The sequence below is a fragment of the Bradyrhizobium sp. BWA-3-5 genome (assembly GCF_032917985.1).
GTDB lineage: Bacteria > Pseudomonadota > Alphaproteobacteria > Rhizobiales > Xanthobacteraceae > Bradyrhizobium.
In genome coordinates this window covers 7327222-7344055 of the sequence record NZ_CP136626.1, presented here as the reverse complement: position 1 = coordinate 7344055, position 16834 = coordinate 7327222, and the positions used below count along the sequence as shown (strand labels likewise).

Below are 16834 nucleotides of genomic sequence, written 5' to 3'. Positions count from 1 at the left end.
TTCCCGTAAGCAACAGGATTTCCGCATTTGGCAATTACCCGACGACACCTTCTCCAAGGCACCGCCGCCACCGCGCTGGCCCCGGCACTGGGGCTCACCCCGACGGTCTCCGCCATCACGCCGGCTTATGCGCAGGACGCCCCAGGCGGGCTGAAATGGCGCCACGCCATCTCGACGTTCGGCGACGTAAAGTATCCCGCCGACTTCAAGCGATACGATTACGTCAATCCCAGCGCCCCCAAGGGCGGCGTGGTCCGGTTGTTCGAGTTCGGCACATTCGACAACTTCAATATGGTGATCCAGGGTGTGAAAGGCTCGCTCGCCGGCGGCGTCGGTCAGATCATCGAGACGTTGACCACGCGCTCAATGGACGAACCTTCGACCGCTTACGGCCTGCTTGCGGATGCGGCCGCCTACCCCGACGATTTTTCCTACGTCATCTATCGCCTGAATCCGGCGGCACGCTGGCATGACGGCAAGCCGGTCACTCCCGAGGACGTGATCTTCTCGTTCGATGCGTTCAAGGCCAACAGCCCGATGTACAACGCGTACTACCGGCATATCGTGAAATGCGAGAAGAGCGGCGACCGCGAGGTCAAGTTCGTGTTCGACATGCCCGGCAATCGTGAACTGCCGAGCATCGCCGGCGAGGTTCCGGTGTTGCCCAAGCATTGGTGGGAAGGCACCGATGCGCAGGGACGCAGGCGCGACGTAACCGCGACGACGCTGGAAATTCCGCTGGGGTCCGGGCCCTATCGTATCAAGGAGTTCGTTGCCGCGCGTTCAGTGGTGCTGGAGCGCGTTGCCGACTATTGGGGCAAGGACATCCCGATCAATGTCGGTCAGAACAATTTCGATGAGATCCGCTACGAATTCTTCCGCGACGACTCGGTCGGGCGCGAGGCCTTCAAGGCGGATCAGCTCGACTGGTTTGCCGAGCGAAGCGGCAAACAGTGGTCGACGGCCTATGATTTTCCCGCGGTCACCGAGAAGCGGGTCATCAAGGAGAAGTTCACCAATTCGGCCTCGGGCCGGATGCAGGGTTTTGGCCTCAACCTGCGCCGTCCGTTGTTCGCCGACGTCAGGGTCCGGCGCGCCTTCAACTATGCCTATGACTGGGAAACCTCGGACCGGCTGCTCTCGAACGGCGAGTATCATCGCTGTGGCAGCTATTTCGACGGCATTCCGGAGTTCATGGCCACCGGCGTTCCGGAAGGTGCGGAGCTGAAAATCCTGGAAACAATCCGCGACAAGGTGCCGGCCGAACTGTTCACGGCGCCGTACAAGAATCCGGTTGGCGGCAATGAAGAGGCGAGCCGGGCCAATCTTCGTGAAGCCGCGCGCCTCCTCAAGGAAGCCGGATTTGAAAATCGCGATCGCAAACTTGTCGATCCCTCGGGCAAGCCCGTCAGCGTCGAATTCCTGTGCGGCGATCCGGGCGACGAACGCGGCGTGCTGTTCTACAAGCCTTACCTGGAACGGCTAGGCATGACCGTTTCGATCCGCACCGTCGACAGCGTGCAGTATCAGAACCGGTTGCGCAGTTTCGACTTCGACGTCACCACGACCGTGTGGGGACAGTCGCTGTCGCCGGGCAACGAGCAGCGTGACTTCTTTGGCTCGGATGCAGCGGATCGGCCCGGTTCGCGCAATCGGCCCGGCATCAAAAATCCGGCGGTCGACGCGCTGATCGAACGCATCATCTTTGCCAAGGATCGCGCAGACCTGGTGGCGGCCTGCAAGGCACTGGACCGGGTCTTGCTCTGGAACTGCTATGTCGTTCCACAGTTTGCCGCCGGCTTCGAGCGTGCCGCGCGCTGGGACCGCTTGAGCCGTCCCGATCCGCTGCCGAAATACGGCGTAACGGGCTTTCCGAACCTGTGGTGGTGGGACGCCGAAAAGGCAGCGAAGATCAGCAAGCGCAGCTAAAAGGAAAAGCGCATGGCGCACATCACACGTCGGCACGCGCTGGGGCTCGGCATCGGCGCGCTTTGCGTCGGTCGATTTGATCCCGCAGCCGCCGACAATGGCGGCACCGAGATGCATGGCATGTCGGTGTTCGGCGACCTGAAATACCCCGCCGACTTCAAGCATTTCGACTATGTGAATCCGCAGGCGCCGAAAGGCGGATTGTTCTCTACGATCCCGTCGGTCCGTGCCTACAACCAGTCCTTCCATACGTTCAATTCATTCAACGCCTTCATCCTCAAGGGCGAAGGCGCCAAGGGCATGGAGCTGACCTTCGACTCGCTGATGGCGCGCGCCAGTGATGAGCCGGATGCGATGTATGGCCTTGCCGCCAAGTCGGTATGGATTTCGCCGGACAAGCTGACCTACAAATTCACCATGCGGCCCGAGGCGCGTTTCAACGACGGCTCGAAACTGACGGCGCATGACGTCGCGTTCTCGCTCAACACGCTGAAGGAAAAGGGACACCCGCTGATCCTGGTGCAGCTCCGTGACTTCGTGAAGGCCGAGGCGCTCGACGACGCAACGGTGGCCGTGACCTTCGCTCCCAACCGCGCGCGCGACGTGCCGCTTTACGTCGCGAGCCTGCCGATCTTCTCCAAGACGTGTTACGCGACGCGCCCGTTCGACGAATCGACCACCGACGTCCCGCTCGGCTCCGGGCCATACAAGGTGGGGCGATACGAGATCAACCGCTATGTCGAATTCGACCGGGTGAAGGATTATTGGGCGGCCGATCTTCCCGTCAATCGCGGCAGCTACAATTTCGACACCGTGCGCTACGAGTTCTATCGCGATCGCGACGTGGCGTTCGAGGGCTTTACCGGCAAGAACTATCTCTACCGCGAGGAATTCACCGCGCGGATCTGGGCGACGCGCTATGACTTCCCGGCGATCAAGGACGGCCGCGTCAAGCGCGAGACCTTGCCGGATGAACTGCCGTCGGGCGGGCAGGGCTGGTTCTTCAACACCCGCCGCGACAAGCTCAGGGATCCCAGGGTACGCGAAGCGGTCATCAACGCGTTCGATTTCGAATGGACCAACAAGACCGTGATGTACGGCGCCTATGCGCGCACCGTTTCGCCGTTCCAGAATTCGGACATGGTGGCGACCGGCAAGCCCTCGCCGGAGGAATTGAGGCTGCTGGAGCCGTTCCGCGGCCAGATTCCGGACGAGGTGTTCGGCGAGCCGTTCGTGCCGCCGGTGTCGGACGGGTCGGGCCAGGACCGAGCCTTGCTGCGCAAGGCGCAGCAACTACTTCAGGAGGCCAAGCTGCCGGTCAAGGATGGCAGGCGGCTATTGCAGAACGGCGAGGTCTTCACCATCGAATTCCTGCTCGACGAACCTTCGTTCCAGCCGCACCACGCGACCTTCATCAAGAATCTCGGCCAGCTCGGCATCGAGGCCAGCATCCGCCTGATCGACGCCGTGCAATACCGCGCGCGGGTCGAGGCGTTCGACTTCGACATGACGACGATGCGGCTTTCCATGTCGCCGACGCCGGGCGACAGCCTGCGGCCCTATTTCACTTCGCACGCGGCCGCCACCAAGGGATCGTACAATCTGGCGGGCGTCGCCAATCCTGCGATCGATGCGCTGGTCGACAAGGCCATCGGCGCCGAGACGCGCGCCGATCTGACGATCGCCTGCCGCGCGCTCGATCGCGTGTTCCGCGCCGGCCGCTACTGGGTGCCGCAATGGTATCGCACCAATCACCCGATCGCCTATTGGGACGTGTTCGCCCATCCGGAGAAGTCGGCGCGCTACGCGCAAGGCACCGGCGCGCCTGACTATTGGTGGTATGACGCCGCCAAGGCCGCCAAGCTCGAGCAGACGAAGTAATTCATGTCGGCCTATATCGCCCGCCGCATTCTGCTGATGATTCCGACGCTGCTCGGGATCCTGTTCGTCTCTTTCGTGGTCGTGCAGTTCGCGCCAGGCGGCCCGGTCGAGCGCGTCATCGCCCAGCTTTCCGGCGCCGACACCGGCGGCACGTCACGGGTGTCGGGGGGCGGCGGCGATTTCGGCGCGCGCGGCGGCCAGGTCGGCGCGGCGGCGGATGCCGTCAGCTCGAAATACCGCGGCGCGCAGGGGCTCGATCCTGATTTCATCAAGAAGCTCGAAGCCCAGTTCGGCTTCGACAAGCCGGCGCCGGAACGCTTTGCGCTGATGCTGTGGAATTTCGCCCGCTTCGATTTCGGCAAGAGCTATTTCCGCGACGTCAGCGTGCTTCAGCTCATCAAGGAGAAGCTGCCGGTTTCGATGTCGCTCGGCATCTGGATGACGCTGCTCACCTATCTGATCTCGATCCCGCTCGGCATCCGCAAGGCCGTCGCGGACGGCTCAAAGTTCGATACCTGGACGTCGGCGGCGATCATCATCGGCTTTGCGATCCCGGGCTTTCTGTTTGCGATCCTCCTGATCATCCTGTTCGCCGGCGGCTCGTTCTTCAACCTGTTCCCGCTGCGCGGATTGACCTCCGACGGCTGGGCGCAATTTCCCTGGTACTGGAAGATCATCGATTATTTCTGGCACATCACGCTGCCGCTGGTGTCGATGGCGCTGGGCGCCTTCGCCACCATGACGCTGCTCACCAAGAACTCCTTCCTCGACGAGATCCGCAAGCAGTATGTCATGACCGCGCGCGCCAAGGGCTGCAGCGAACGGCAGGTGCTGTACGGCCACATCTTCCGCAACGCCATGCTGATCGTGATCGCGGGCTTTCCGAGCACGTTCATCCACGCCTTCTTCTCCGGCTCGCTGTTGATCGAAACCATCTTTTCGCTCGACGGCCTCGGCCTGCTCGGTTTCGAGAGCGTGCTCAATCGCGATTACCCCGTGGTTTTCGGAACGCTGTTCATCTTTTCGCTGGTCGGCCTCGTGGTCAATTTGATCTCGGACCTCACCTATATGTGGGTCGATCCGCGGATCGACTTCGAGGCGCGTGAGGTCTGATGACGATCACCGCGCCCCAGCCGATCGAGACCTCGACGCAAGCGCCGCTCGGCGGAGCCGTTCCCGCCACCCGCCACGCCTTCGCGCCATCGCCGCTCAACCGCCGCCGCTGGCAGAACTTCAAGGCCAACCGCAGGGGGTACTGGTCGTTCTGGATCTTCACGATCCTGTTCGTCGTCTCGCTGTTCGCGGAACTGATCGCCAACGACCGGCCGCTCATGATCAAGTATGACGGCCATCTCTACTGGCCGGTCCTGTTCAAATATTCGGAAACCACCTTCGGCGGCGATTTCGAGACGTCGGCCGATTATCGCGATCCGTACCTGCAGAAGCAGATCGCGGCCAAGGGCGGCACCATCGTCTGGCCGATGATCCGCTTCTCCTACGACACCCACAATCTCGACCTGCCGACGCCGGCGCCGTCGCCGCCGACCTGGCGGCTGACCGAGGCGCAGTGCAAGGATGTCGTGCAGAAGAAGGGCCTCAAGAGTTGCAGCGACCTTGAATATAACTGGCTCGGAACCGACGACCAGGGCCGCGACGTGGTCGCGCGGCTGATCTACGGCTTCCGCATCTCGGTGCTGTTCGGACTGACGCTGACGATCGTCTCCTCGGTCATCGGCATCGCGGCCGGCGGCGTGCAGGGCTATTTCGGCGGCTGGATCGATCTGACCTTTCAGCGGCTGATCGAGGTCTGGACCGCGATTCCTTCGCTATATCTGCTGTTGATCCTGTCGTCGGTGCTGGTGCCGGGCTTCTTTGTCCTGCTCGGAATCCTCTTGCTGTTCTCCTGGGTGGCGCTGGTCGGGCTGGTGCGCGCCGAATTCCTGCGCGGGCGAAACTTCGAATACATCCAGGCGGCGAGGGCGCTCGGCGTCCCCAATCCCGTGATCATGTTCCGTCATTTGCTGCCGAACGCGATGGTCGCAACCATGACGTTCCTGCCCTTCATCGTGTCGTCCTCGGTGATGACGCTGACGGCGCTGGATTTCCTCGGCTTCGGCCTGCCGCCGGGCTCGCCCTCGCTTGGCGAATTGCTGTCGCAGGCAAAGGCCAACGTGCAGGCGCCGTGGCTCGGCTTCACCGGCTTCTTCTCGGTCGCGATCATGCTGTCGCTCCTGATCTTCATCGGCGAAGCCGCGCGCGACGCCTTCGACCCGCGCAAGACGTTCCGGTAAGAGGGCTAGCGCATGGACGCCATCAACCAGCCTCTGCTCGATGTGCGCGATCTCTCGGTCGCGTTCGGCAAGACGCTCGCGGTCGACCGCGTCTCGTTCTCGATCAGGCGCGGCGAATGCGTGGCGCTGGTCGGCGAGTCCGGTTCCGGAAAATCCGTCAGCGCGCTGTCGATCCTCAAGCTGTTGCCCTATCCCAGCGCCTCGCATCCTTCCGGCCACATCCGCTTCCGCGGCAGCGATCTGCTGCGGGCGTCGGAAAACGAGATGCGCGAGATCCGCGGCAACGACATCTCGATCATCTTCCAGGAGCCGATGACCTCGCTCAATCCGCTGCACACGATCGAGGCGCAGATCGGCGAGATTCTTTCGCTGCACAACGGTATCAGCGGACAGATGGCGCGGGCGCGCACGCTGGAGCTGCTCACGCAGGTCGGCATCCCCGATCCCGAAACGAGGCTGAAGAGCTATCCGCATCAATTGTCGGGCGGCCAGCGCCAGCGCGTCATGATCGCGATGGCGCTCGCCAACGAGCCGGACCTCCTCATCGCGGACGAGCCGACCACCGCGCTCGACGTCACCGTGCAGGCGCAGATCCTGGCGCTGCTCGCCGACATCCGTCAGCGGCTCGGCATGAGCATGCTGTTCATCACCCATGACCTCGGCATCGTGCGCCGCATCGCCGACGTCGTTTGCGTGATGAATTCGGGAAAGATCGTCGAGCAGGGCCCGGTCGAACAGGTCTTCACCGCGCCGAAGCACGACTATACGCGCGCGCTGCTCGCGGCCGAGCCGAAGCCCGATCCGGCGCCGCCGCGGCCGAACGAGCCGGTGGTGATGTCTGCCGACAATCTGAAGGTCTGGTTTCCAATCAAGCGCGGGCTGTTGCGCTCGACCGTCGGTCACATCAAGGCGGTCGACGGCGTCAGCATCGCGGTGCGCAAGGGCGAGACGCTCGGCGTCGTCGGCGAGTCCGGCTCGGGCAAGACCACGCTGGGGCTGGCGCTGCTGCGGCTGATTTCCTCCAACGGCCCGATCGTGTTCCTCGGCAACGACATTCAGGGCCTGCGCTTCAAGGACATGCTGCCGTTCCGCCGCGACATGCAGATCGTGTTCCAGGATCCGTTCGGCTCGCTCAGTCCCCGCATGTCGGTCGCCGATATCATCGCCGAAGGCCTGACCGTGCATCAGAAGTCGCTATCGTATGAAGAACGCGAGGCTCGCGTCGTCAAGGCGCTGCGGGACGTCGGCCTCGATCCGGAGATGCGCTTCCGCTATCCGCATGAATTCTCCGGCGGCCAGCGCCAGCGCATCTCGATCGCGCGCGCGGTGGTGCTGGAGCCGAACTTCGTCGTGCTGGACGAGCCGACGAGCGCGCTGGACATGCTGTTCCAGGCGCAGATGGTCGATCTCTTGCGAGAGCTGCAGCGCAAGCGCGACCTCACCTATATGTTCATCTCCCACGATTTGCGCGTCGTCGCCTCGCTGGCGAGCCATCTGATCGTGATGCGTCACGGCAAGGTGGTGGAGGAGGGCCCGGCGGCGGAGCTGTTCAAGAATCCGAAGACCGACTACACCCGTGCGTTGTTCGCGGCCGCATTTCGCATCGAAGCGGTGCCGGAGGCGTAATAAAGGCGTTGGCGGAGCCACAATAAAGATCGTCGTACCCCGCGAAGGCGGGGTATCCAGCACGCCGCGGCTTCTCGACTCAATAACAGATGTTTCGGAGTATTGGATCCTCCGCCTGTGCGGAGGATGACGGCGGAGCTTGCGGCGCTACAACCGCTTGATCGCCGTCACGTCGCTTCCCGCGGCCTTGATCCGCGCGATCGCGTCCCGCGTGTTCTCCACCACCGTCGCCATATGATACGCGTTGGCGTGCACGATGGTGTCGGCGGCGCGAACGATCGCGACATGGCCTTTCCAGAAAATCAGGTCGCCGCGCTGCAGCTTCGTCATCTCGTCGGCGCTCAACGCCCGGCCGAGGCCCGTCTGCTGCATGTCGCTGTCGCGCGGGCAGCCGGTGCCGGCGGCGGTGAGCGAAACCTGGACCAGGCCGGAGCAATCGATGCCAAGCGAGCTCTTGCCGCCCCACAGATAGGGCGTGCCGACGAAGCGCTCGGCGACCGCAACGAAGTCGGGCATCTTGGCGTCGCGCGGCCCAAGGTGCTGCCGCGGCAGGAAATAGCCATCGGCAGTGACCGCGAATGGGCCTTCGTCGCGGACGATCGCGACGACGGCACCCATCGGCAGCGTGGCGGCCGGCGGCAGCTTGATCGACGGTCCGGGAAACGCAAAGGTCGAGAGCGCTGTGACCTTGTGCGTCGCCGGCGCCGCGGGCCGCACCAGCGTGCACTCGGGCAGCCAGCCGACATAGCCGTCGCTGCCGAGCTGGCCCCAGGCCCAGCCTTCCCCATTACGATCATAGATCGTGACGCGATCGCCTTTCAGCGCCTGCGTCATCAGTTCGGCATCGGGCGCGGGCTGCTGGCGCAGCGGCGCGATCGCCCCCGTCACCTCGAACACCTCGCCCTCGACGAAGCGCGTGGCCTTGACCTTGCCTTCGAGGTATTTCGCGGCAACTTCCGGCCGGGCCGGCGTCAGGCGCGGATCATCCATAGCGTTGGCTCAACAATTTGTAGATCGCGCGCGCGGCCTGGCATTCGCCGCCTTCGGGACGCGCAGGCTTTGCCGACGGCGTCCAGCCGTAGATATCGACATGCAGCCAGCTCCTGGCGTCGGTGACGAAGCGCTGCAGGAATAGCGCGCAGGTGATCGAGCCGGCAAAGCCGCCGCTTGGCGCGTTGTTGATGTCAGCCACTTTCGAGTCCAGCCAGGAATCATAAGGCGGCCACAGCGGCATTCGCCATAACGGATCGTTCTCCCGCTTCGCATGGAGGGCGACGCTTTCGGCCAGCGTCTCATCCTGGGTATAAAAGGGTGGTAAATCCGGCCCCAGCGCTACCCGCGCCGCGCCGGTCAAGGTGCCGAGGTCGATCAGAAGGTCCGGCTTCTCCTCATCCGCCAGTGCCAGCGCATCTGCCAGCACCAGCCGTCCCTCGGCATCGGTGTTGCCGATCTCGACGTTAAGTCCCTTGCGCGACTTGAAGATGTCGAGCGGGCGGAAGGCGTTGCCGGCCACCGCGTTCTCCACGGCCGGGATCAGAACGCGCAGCCGCACCTTCAATTTCGCATCCATCACCATCTGTGCCAGCGCCAGCACGTTGGCGGCGCCGCCCATGTCCTTCTTCATGATCAGCATGCCGCTGGATGGTTTCAGGTCGAGGCCGCCGGTATCGAAGCAGACGCCCTTGCCGACCAGCGTCACCTTGGGGTGGGAAGCATCGCCCCAGCTCATGTCGATCAGGCGCGGGGCACGGGTCGAGGCCATGCCGACGGCGTGGATCAGCGGAAAGTTCCGTTGCACGAGTTCGTCGCCGCTGATGCAGCCGAAGTCGGCGCCGAAGCGCTCCGCGAGGGTTTTGGCGGCATCTGCGAGTTGCTCCGGCCCCATGTCGTTGGATGGCGTGTTGATCAGGTCCCGCGCCAGCGCGGCCGCTTCCGCCATCCGCGCAATGTCGGCGACGTCGATGTCGTCAGGCGGCACCAGGCGGACGTCGGGCTTGTCCGCCTTGCGGTAACGGCCAAACCGATAGCTGCCGAGCGCAAAGGCGAGCGTCGCGAGGCGCGCATCATGCGGCGCATTGGCGAAGCGGTAGACGCCGGCCGGCAGCAACCCAGGCAGCACGCCGGGCCGGAACAGGTCGCGCGACTTGCTGCTCTCGTCCTCAAGGCCGAACACGACCTGCGCGATCTGCCCGTCGGGCGCGGGCAGCGTCAGGCATTTGCCGGGCTTGGCGGTAAAATCATTGGCCGAGGCAAATTGCCGGGCGTGCTCGGGGAGCTCCTTGGCGATCGCGTCCCAGGTCGTCTTGGTGGCGAAGGTGATGGGGATGGCTGATGTGGCGGGCGCGGTTTCGAACGGGAAGAGCATGCTTGTCTCGCGAAGGACGCAGGTTGAGGCTTGGCATAGCACGGCCGATTAACCGGCCGTTAGGGTTAACAGTCTATTGCTGGCTTGTTCGGCTGCATCCGTCAGCCCTTTTTCGCGAGTTGAAGTTGCCATGCGTCGACCGTCCAGCCATGTCGGGTCTATTTCCCTTGCCCGGTTCCTCGCTTCCGCGGCCGTAACGGCGATTTTGGCCGCTGGCCTTGGCGGCTGCCAAACCATGTCTGATATCACGGGGTCGCTGACCTCATCGTCGTCAAAGGCACAGGCCGCCACCCCCGAGGATCCGCACCGCGCGGCCGAGGTCTATGGCGAGCGGTATCGGGCCAATCCCAAGGATGCCGAAGCAGCGCTGGGCTATGGCCAGGCGCTCCGTGCCAACGGGCAGCGCGCGCAGGCCGTCGCCGTGCTCGAGCAGGCCACCATCGCCCATCCCGGCAACAAGACATTGCTCGCGGCTTACGGCCGTGCGCTCGCCGACAACGGCAATTCGCAGGCCGCCTTCGATGTGCTGAGCCGCGCCCATTCGCCGGCCAATCCCGACTGGCGGATCCTGTCGGCGCAGGGCACCACGCTCGACAAGATGGGCAAGCACGAGGAGGCCCGCCGCTATTATGCGAGCGCGCTGAAGATCGCGCCGGAAGAGCCCTCGGTGCTGTCCAATCTCGGTTTGTCCTACATGCTGACGCGGGAACTGCCGCAAGCCGAGGAGACGCTGCGGCGGGCGTATTCCAATCCGCGGGCCGATGCCAGGGTGCGGCAGAACTTGGCGCTCGTGGTCGGCCTCGAGGGCCGGTTCGCGGAAGCCGAGACCATCGCCAAGGGCGACCTGCCCGCCGATGAGGCGGCCGCCAACGTGGCCTATCTGCGGGAGATGCTCAACCGCAAGGACAAGGACAATTCGCGTCCGCCGGGCAGCCGGGCCACCGTCCCGGTCGCAGCCCTCAACCGCGACTGAGATCGCCAGCCGCCGTCTTCGGCTGCAGCCATCAGCTTTCACAGATCAGCGGTCCGCCGCAGCGCAATGGCTGACGGCGGATCGGGCAGTGCTGTCCGGGATTCATCCAAAGCCTGATCCTGAAAAGTCGGAAGCGATGTTCCGAGAAGATCATGCTCAAGCCAAGAAACGAAGCGCACGATGATCCTTCGTCCCAATCGCATCGCGCTTTAGCCGTCGCCGGCATTGCGCCGGCAGGCGCGACGCGGAAGGTCGAGTGACGCGGCCTTCGCCGCGCCGTTTCGCCCTTAGTTGATTGCTTGGAGCTTGATGTAGGTCGGCCCGAGAATGACGATGAACAGGCATGGCAGGAAGAACAGGATCATCGGCACGGTCAGCTTCGGCGGCAATGCGGCCGCCTTTTTCTCGGCCTCGGTCATTCGCATGTCACGGTTTTCCTGGGCCATCACGCGCAAGCTCTGGCCGAGCGGGGTGCCATAACGTTCCGACTGCATCAGCGCAAGACAGACCGATTTAACGCCTTCGAGGCCGGTGCGCTTGGAGAGGTTCTCATAGGCGACCTTGCGGTCTTGCAGGTAGGAAAGCTCCGCGGTGGTCAGCGCGAACTCCTCCGACAGCGCGACCGACTGCGAGGCGATTTCGGTAGAGACCTTGCGGAACGCGACTTCGACCGACATGCCTGATTCGATGCAGATCAGCAGCAAATCGAGCGCGTCGGGGAAGGCACGCTTGATCGAGAGCTGGCGCTTGCTGATGGCGTTCTTGAGGAACAGCATCGGCGCCTGCAGGCCGAGATAGGCGGCGCCGATGCAGATGCCGAGCTTGACCGTCAACGGCTTGTCCATCTGCGTGATCACGAACACGTAGAGGACGCTGCCGAGAAACAGTGCGATCGGCGTCACTGCGCGGGCGAACAGGAACGTCACATAGGGCGCGTGGCCGCGATAGCCGGCCATGATGAGCTTGTCGCGCGCGGCTTCCTGCGCCAGCCATTTGGTCAGGTTGAAATCTTCCACCACCTTAGAGACGAGCTGCTTCGGGGTCTGCCGCAGCGACACCTTCTCCGATTTGTTGAGGCGTTCGCGTTCGCGCTGCCGCAGCCGCTCGCGTTCACTGGCCACCGCCTTCATGCGCTTGGCAAGGCCTTCGCCGGCGAACAGCGGCATGATCAGGGTATAGGCGGTCGCGCTCGCAGCAACGGCGGCAAGCAGCATGGTCATGAACCGCGCGTCGTGCATCTTGGCGATTAGAAAATCAATCATGGCCGCACCCGTCAGAAATCGAAGTTGATCATTTTTCTCATCACCAGCACGCCGATCGTCATCCAACCGACGCAGCACAGCAGCATGAACTGGCCGAGGTGCGTGCTCCAGAGCAGCGAGATGTAGTCGGGCGTCGAAAGCCAGACCAGGAACATCACCGCTGGCGGCAGCGAGCCGATGATGCCCGCGGACGCCTTGGCCTCCATTGACATCGCCTGAATCTTATCCTTCATCTTCTTGCGGTCGCGCAGCACCTTGGAAAGGTTGCCGAGGGCTTCCGACAGGTTGCCACCGGATTTCTGCTGAATCGCGACCACAATGCCGAAGAAATTTGCCTCCGGCAGCGGCATCCGCTCGTACAGCCGGGCGCACGCTTCGCCGAGCGGCATGCCGATGGTCTGGGTTTCGATGATGGCACTGAACTCGCTCCTGAGCGGTTCTGGAGAGTCGGTGGCCACCACCTTGATCGATTCGAACAGCGGCAGGCCGGCCTTGATGCCGCGCACGATGACGTCGACGGCGTCGGGCAGCGCTTTCAGGAATGCCGCCTCGCGGCGCTTCTTGAGATAGCTCAGCATCCAGCGCGGCAGGCCGAGGCCGGTGCCGAAGCCCATGACGACGGCGCCGAGCAGCGAACCGCCCGCGAAGTAGGCGAGCACGAATCCGACGGCGGCGAAAATGCCTGACATGATCCAGAACTTCTGGGTGGTCCACGATCCCAGGCCGGCCTGCGCAAGACGGGTTGAGAGCGGAACGGCGTTGTCCTTCTTGCGGCGGGCGTCAAGCTCCTTCAGCGATCCCTCGACCTGCTCGCGGCGGGAACGCTGCGTCTTCTCGGCCTGCCGCGCCGGCGCGTCGTTACGGGCGATCGAGGCGCGGCGGGATTCGGCTTTCCGCTCGCCCGACAGCATCGGATAGATGAATACCCAGGCCATGCCGCCGATGGCGGTGGCGGCAAGAAAGGCCAGTGCGAGTGTCTGCATGCTCTGTCGCCCCCTTTTAGACCTTATCGGTGACTTCGGCGGCGTCGAGCGCAGCCGCAAGCCGCTTCTCTTCGTTGTAATACCGCGCCCGCTCCCAGAACCGCGGGCGTCCGATGCCGGTCGAGCGGTGCCGTCCGATGATCTTGCCGTTCGCGTCCTCGCCGATCATGTCGTACAGGAACACGTCCTGGGTGATGATGGTGTCGCCTTCCATGCCCATCACCTCGGTGATGTGGGTGATGCGGCGCGAGCCGTCGCGCAGGCGCGCCGCCTGCACGATGACGTCGATCGAGGCGCAAATCATCTCGCGAATGGTGCGCGAGGGCAGCGAGAAGCCGCCCATGGTGATCATGGATTCGCAGCGTGACAGCGCTTCGCGGGGATTGTTGGCGTGCAACGTTCCCATCGAGCCGTCGTGGCCGGTGTTCATGGCCTGCAAGAGGTCGAACGCCTCGGGTCCGCGGACTTCGCCGACGATGATGCGCTCAGGCCGCATACGCAGGCAGTTGCGGACCAGTTCGCGCATCGTGACCTGGCCTTCGCCTTCGATGTTGGGCGGACGGGTTTCCAGCCGCACCACGTGGGGTTGCTGCAACTGAAGTTCGGCGGCGTCTTCGCAGGTGATGACGCGCTCGTCATGCTCGATGTAGTTGGTCAGGCAGTTCAGCAGCGTGGTCTTGCCGGAGCCGGTACCGCCCGAGATCAGAACGTTGCAGCGAACGCGACCGATAATCTGCAGGATTGTCGCGCCCTCCGGCGAGATCGCACCGAACTTGACCAGCTGGTCGAGGGTGAGCTTGTCCTTCTTGAACTTACGAATCGTGAGCGCGGGCCCGTCGATCGCCAGCGGCGGCACGATGGCGTTGACGCGGCTGCCGTCGGCGAGGCGGGCGTCGCAGATCGGCGAGGATTCGTCGACGCGCCGGCCGACCTGGCTGACGATGCGTTGACAGATGTTGAGCAGCTGCTGGTTGTCGCGAAAGCGGATGCCGGTTTTCTGGATCTTGCCGCCGACTTCGATGAACACCGTGCCGGCGCCATTGACCATGATGTCGGCGATGTCGTCGCGCGACAACAGCGGCTCCAGCGGGCCGTAGCCGAGCACGTCGTTGCAGATGTCATCGAGCAGCTCTTCCTGCTCGGCGATCGACATCACGATGTTCTTGATCGCGATGATCTCGTTGACGATGTCGCGGATTTCCTCGCGCGCCGACTCGCCGTCGAGCTTGGCGAGCTGGGCGAGGTCGATCGCCTCGATCAGCGCGCCGAAGATGGTGGCCTTGACCTGATAGTAATTATCGGACCGCCCGGCGGCGGCCGCAGGGGCCGGCGGCGGCTTGGCGGGGGCGATCGGCGGCGCGGCGACCGTCGGCGCGGCGATCTCGCGCGCCGGCGCTGCGGCGGGAGCCGGCTCCGGCGCCTGGAAGGTGGGCTTCAGAGCCCGAACATCATCATTTCCGCTACGCTTACCGAACACGATGGCACTCCACGCGCGAGCTACTTCTTGGCCCGCAACTTCTCGATCAAAGGCGACAGCAACGAACCCTTCGGCTTCTTGGTCTCGCCGCGGCCGGTGAGCCGCTGCGCGATCTGCAGGAAGATCTCGGTGGTCTTATGGGTCGCGGAGATTTCCGCGATCATCTGGCCATTGTTGGCGGCCGAACCGAAGATCTGCGGCTCGAACGGGATGGTGGCGATCGGGTGATTTTCGATCGCCTTGGCGAACTCGGCGGCCGGAATCTCCGGACGCTTGGGGATGCCGACCTGATTGAGGCAATAGAGCGGGGCGCGATCGTTCGGCCGCGACGACTTCAGAAGATCGAAGATGTTCTTGGTGTTGCGCAGGTTGGCAAGATCGGGCGCGGCGACGATCAGGATGTCGTCGGCCGCGATCAAGGCGCGCTTGGTCCATCCCGACCATTGATGGGGAACGTCGAGCACGATGCAGGGCATCGTGGTGCGAAGCGTATCGAAGATCGAATCGAACGCTTCGACGCCGAAATCGTAGACGCGGTCGAGCGTCGCCGGCGCCGCCAGCAGGCTGAGATGGTCGGTGCACTTCGACAGCAAGCGGTCGAGGAAGGCGGTATCGATCCGGTCGGGCGAGAACACCGCGTCCGCGATGCCTTGCGGCGGGTCCTGGTTGTAGTCGAGGCCGGCGGTGCCGAACGCAAGGTCGAGATCGGCGACCACGGAGTCCAGCGACAGGTCGCGGGCAATCGCCCAGGCGACGTTATGGGCGACGGTAGACGCACCGACGCCGCCCTTGGCGCCGACGACGGCGATGATGCGGCCGACCGCCTTGGCTTCCGGCGACGAGAACAGGTTGCAGACCGAGCGCACCACGTCGATGGCGCCAACCGGGGCGATGACGTAGTCGCTGACGCCGCGCCGGACCAGCTCGCGATAGAGCATGACGTCGTTGATGCGCCCGATCACGATGACACGGGTGCCGGCGTCGCAGACGGTTGCAAGCTGGTCGAGGCCGGCGAGGATGTCATTACGGCCTTCGGTCTCCAGGATGATGACGTTCGGGGTCGGCGCTGAGCGGTAGGCCTCGATGGCCGCGGCCATGCCGCCCATCTGGATCTTGAGATGAGCCTTGCCCAGGCGGCGGTCTTCGCCCGCCGACTGCACGGCGGCGGCGGTCTCCACCGTCTCGCAGAATGCCTGCACCGACACCCGGGGCGCCGGTGCAATATGGTCCTCGGTGGACGGAGCTCCGATTTCCGGCGGCTGCTGCGGATCTGTGTTCTGGCGGGAGTAAGTGATCATTTGCCGATGTCGCTAAGTTTGGCCTTGTCGCTCTCTGAATACGTCGTCGCGGTTGTCGTACCCTTGCGATATTTCTCGAAGGCGATGGCACGGCGCGGCGCGTAGGCCGCGGTTTCGGAACGCGGCTGCACCAAGTCCGACGGGTTGTCGACCATTGCCGCCAGGTTGCGTTGGTTGGAGCAGCCGAAATTGTAGTACTGCTTGTTTTCGAAGTAGCTCTTGTTGTGGATCGAGAGTCCGATGTCCTCCGGCCACAGCCCGCACGGGCCGGCGACCGCCGAAATCTTCGGATAGCTGAGGCGGATAGCGGCCATGTGCCGGGGGTCTTCCGGGCGATATTCGCGGATATTGACCGCGCGCGGCGGCACGCCGGCGGCGGCGAAGGTTGACCGGATCTCGCGCAACGAATCCTCGGCCGCCCGCGCGTTCGGCGTCTTGACGGGGACGTCGACGCTGATGGCACCGGTGCCTTCGCGAAGCCAGCTCTGGGCCAGCGACATCACGTCGGCGCGCTGTGTGGCGGAAAGGCCGCCGCGTCCCCGGCCGACGAAAACCACGATCGAGCGGTCGGTCTCCGTCACCGCGATCGGATGACGCTGTTTATAGTCATCGGGCACGCTCGCCGTCGTCACGACCTCGGTGACGTGCTTGCAGGCGCCGAGCGCCATCGAAAGGCCGAGCAGCGTTCCTGCCAGGCGGAGGGCGCGCCTGACATCGGCGGGCTTGGTTGGGGTTGTCTTGGGTGTCAT

13 protein-coding genes are annotated in these 16834 nt (G+C 64.0%); 6 read left to right on the top strand and 7 right to left on the bottom strand.

All coding sequences use genetic code 11. The features are described 5' to 3' along the window. Positions 1 to 27: 27 nt before the first annotated feature. From RX331_RS35325 to RX331_RS35305, 5 genes are read left to right on the top strand one after another with little or no spacing between them, the layout of a single operon-like run. On the top strand, positions 28 to 1929 hold the full coding sequence (locus RX331_RS35325; protein ID WP_317254182.1) for an extracellular solute-binding protein: 1902 nt from the start codon (positions 28 to 30) through the stop codon (positions 1927 to 1929). Between the two features lie 12 nt (positions 1930 to 1941). Further along, positions 1942 to 3810: an extracellular solute-binding protein gene (locus RX331_RS35320; protein ID WP_317254181.1), complete on the top strand. Its 1869-nt coding sequence runs from the start codon at positions 1942 to 1944 to the stop codon at positions 3808 to 3810. A 3-nt stretch (positions 3811 to 3813) separates the two neighbouring features. Then, positions 3814 to 4923: a microcin C ABC transporter permease YejB gene (locus RX331_RS35315; RefSeq protein WP_317254180.1), complete on the top strand. Its 1110-nt coding sequence runs from the start codon at positions 3814 to 3816 to the stop codon at positions 4921 to 4923. Continuing rightward, positions 4923 to 6101, top strand: a complete 1179-nt coding sequence (locus tag RX331_RS35310) for an ABC transporter permease (protein ID WP_317254179.1) — start codon at positions 4923 to 4925, stop codon at positions 6099 to 6101. Before RX331_RS35315 ends, RX331_RS35310 begins: the two co-directional genes overlap by 1 nt. Before the next feature lie 12 nt (positions 6102 to 6113). Next, positions 6114 to 7727, top strand: a complete 1614-nt coding sequence (locus RX331_RS35305; RefSeq protein WP_317254178.1) for an ABC transporter ATP-binding protein — start codon at positions 6114 to 6116, stop codon at positions 7725 to 7727. Positions 7728 to 7874: 147 nt separating this feature from the next. Here the strand turns inward: RX331_RS35305 and RX331_RS35300 are convergent, their stop codons facing one another. Both RX331_RS35300 and RX331_RS35295 read right to left on the bottom strand, forming a co-directional pair. Then, entirely contained in the window at positions 7875 to 8717 is an 843-nt protein-coding gene (locus RX331_RS35300) for an NlpC/P60 family protein (RefSeq protein WP_317254177.1), read from the bottom strand. Next, on the bottom strand, positions 8710 to 10092 hold the full coding sequence (locus RX331_RS35295) for a leucyl aminopeptidase family protein (RefSeq protein WP_317254176.1): 1383 nt from the start codon (positions 10090 to 10092) through the stop codon (positions 8710 to 8712). The genes RX331_RS35300 and RX331_RS35295 overlap by 8 nt, the downstream gene beginning before the upstream one ends. Before the next feature lie 130 nt (positions 10093 to 10222). Here RX331_RS35295 and RX331_RS35290 point away from each other — a divergent pair, with 130 nt between their 5' ends. Beyond that, entirely contained in the window at positions 10223 to 11065 is an 843-nt protein-coding gene (locus RX331_RS35290) for a tetratricopeptide repeat protein (RefSeq protein ID WP_317254175.1), read from the top strand. Between the two features lie 287 nt (positions 11066 to 11352). On the opposite strand, the gene RX331_RS35285 is transcribed toward RX331_RS35290, so the two are convergent. Genes RX331_RS35285 through RX331_RS35265 form a run of 5 tightly spaced genes read right to left on the bottom strand, consistent with a single transcriptional unit; the run spans position 11353 to position 16834 of the window. Continuing rightward, positions 11353 to 12327, bottom strand: a complete 975-nt coding sequence (locus RX331_RS35285; protein WP_317254174.1) for a type II secretion system F family protein — start codon at positions 12325 to 12327, stop codon at positions 11353 to 11355. Positions 12328 to 12338: 11 nt separating this feature from the next. Next, positions 12339 to 13310, bottom strand: a complete 972-nt coding sequence (locus RX331_RS35280) for a type II secretion system F family protein (RefSeq protein ID WP_317254173.1) — start codon at positions 13308 to 13310, stop codon at positions 12339 to 12341. Positions 13311 to 13326: 16 nt separating this feature from the next. Further along, positions 13327 to 14787 (bottom strand): CpaF family protein, encoded by a 1461-nt coding sequence (locus tag RX331_RS35275; protein WP_317254172.1) that lies wholly within the window; start codon positions 14785 to 14787, stop codon positions 13327 to 13329. Between the two features lie 20 nt (positions 14788 to 14807). Next, positions 14808 to 16085 (bottom strand): CpaE family protein, encoded by a 1278-nt coding sequence (locus RX331_RS35270; protein ID WP_317254171.1) that lies wholly within the window; start codon positions 16083 to 16085, stop codon positions 14808 to 14810. Beyond that, complete coding sequence (locus RX331_RS35265; RefSeq protein WP_317254170.1) at positions 16082 to 16834, bottom strand: CpaD family pilus assembly protein; 753 nt, start codon at positions 16832 to 16834, stop codon at positions 16082 to 16084. The genes RX331_RS35270 and RX331_RS35265 overlap by 4 nt, the downstream gene beginning before the upstream one ends.

Bases quoted from the DNA above. Each gene is read 5' to 3' on its own strand.
- RX331_RS35320 (WP_317254181.1), top strand. From the start codon at position 1,942: ATGGCGCACATCACACGTCGGCACGCGCTGGGGCTCGGCATCGGCGCG.
- RX331_RS35315 (WP_317254180.1), top strand. From the start codon at position 3,814: ATGTCGGCCTATATCGCCCGCCGCATTCTGCTGATGATTCCGACGCTG.
- RX331_RS35310 (WP_317254179.1), top strand. From the start codon at position 4,923: ATGACGATCACCGCGCCCCAGCCGATCGAGACCTCGACGCAAGCGCCG.
- RX331_RS35305 (WP_317254178.1), top strand. From the start codon at position 6,114: ATGGACGCCATCAACCAGCCTCTGCTCGATGTGCGCGATCTCTCGGTC.
- RX331_RS35300 (WP_317254177.1), bottom strand. From the start codon at position 8,717: ATGGATGATCCGCGCCTGACGCCGGCCCGGCCGGAAGTTGCCGCGAAA.
- RX331_RS35295 (WP_317254176.1), bottom strand. From the start codon at position 10,092: ATGCTCTTCCCGTTCGAAACCGCGCCCGCCACATCAGCCATCCCCATC.
- RX331_RS35290 (WP_317254175.1), top strand. From the start codon at position 10,223: ATGCGTCGACCGTCCAGCCATGTCGGGTCTATTTCCCTTGCCCGGTTC.
- RX331_RS35285 (WP_317254174.1), bottom strand. From the start codon at position 12,327: ATGATTGATTTTCTAATCGCCAAGATGCACGACGCGCGGTTCATGACC.
- RX331_RS35280 (WP_317254173.1), bottom strand. From the start codon at position 13,310: ATGCAGACACTCGCACTGGCCTTTCTTGCCGCCACCGCCATCGGCGGC.
- RX331_RS35270 (WP_317254171.1), bottom strand. From the start codon at position 16,085: ATGATCACTTACTCCCGCCAGAACACAGATCCGCAGCAGCCGCCGGAA.
- RX331_RS35265 (WP_317254170.1), bottom strand. From the start codon at position 16,834: ATGACACCCAAGACAACCCCAACCAAGCCCGCCGATGTCAGGCGCGCC.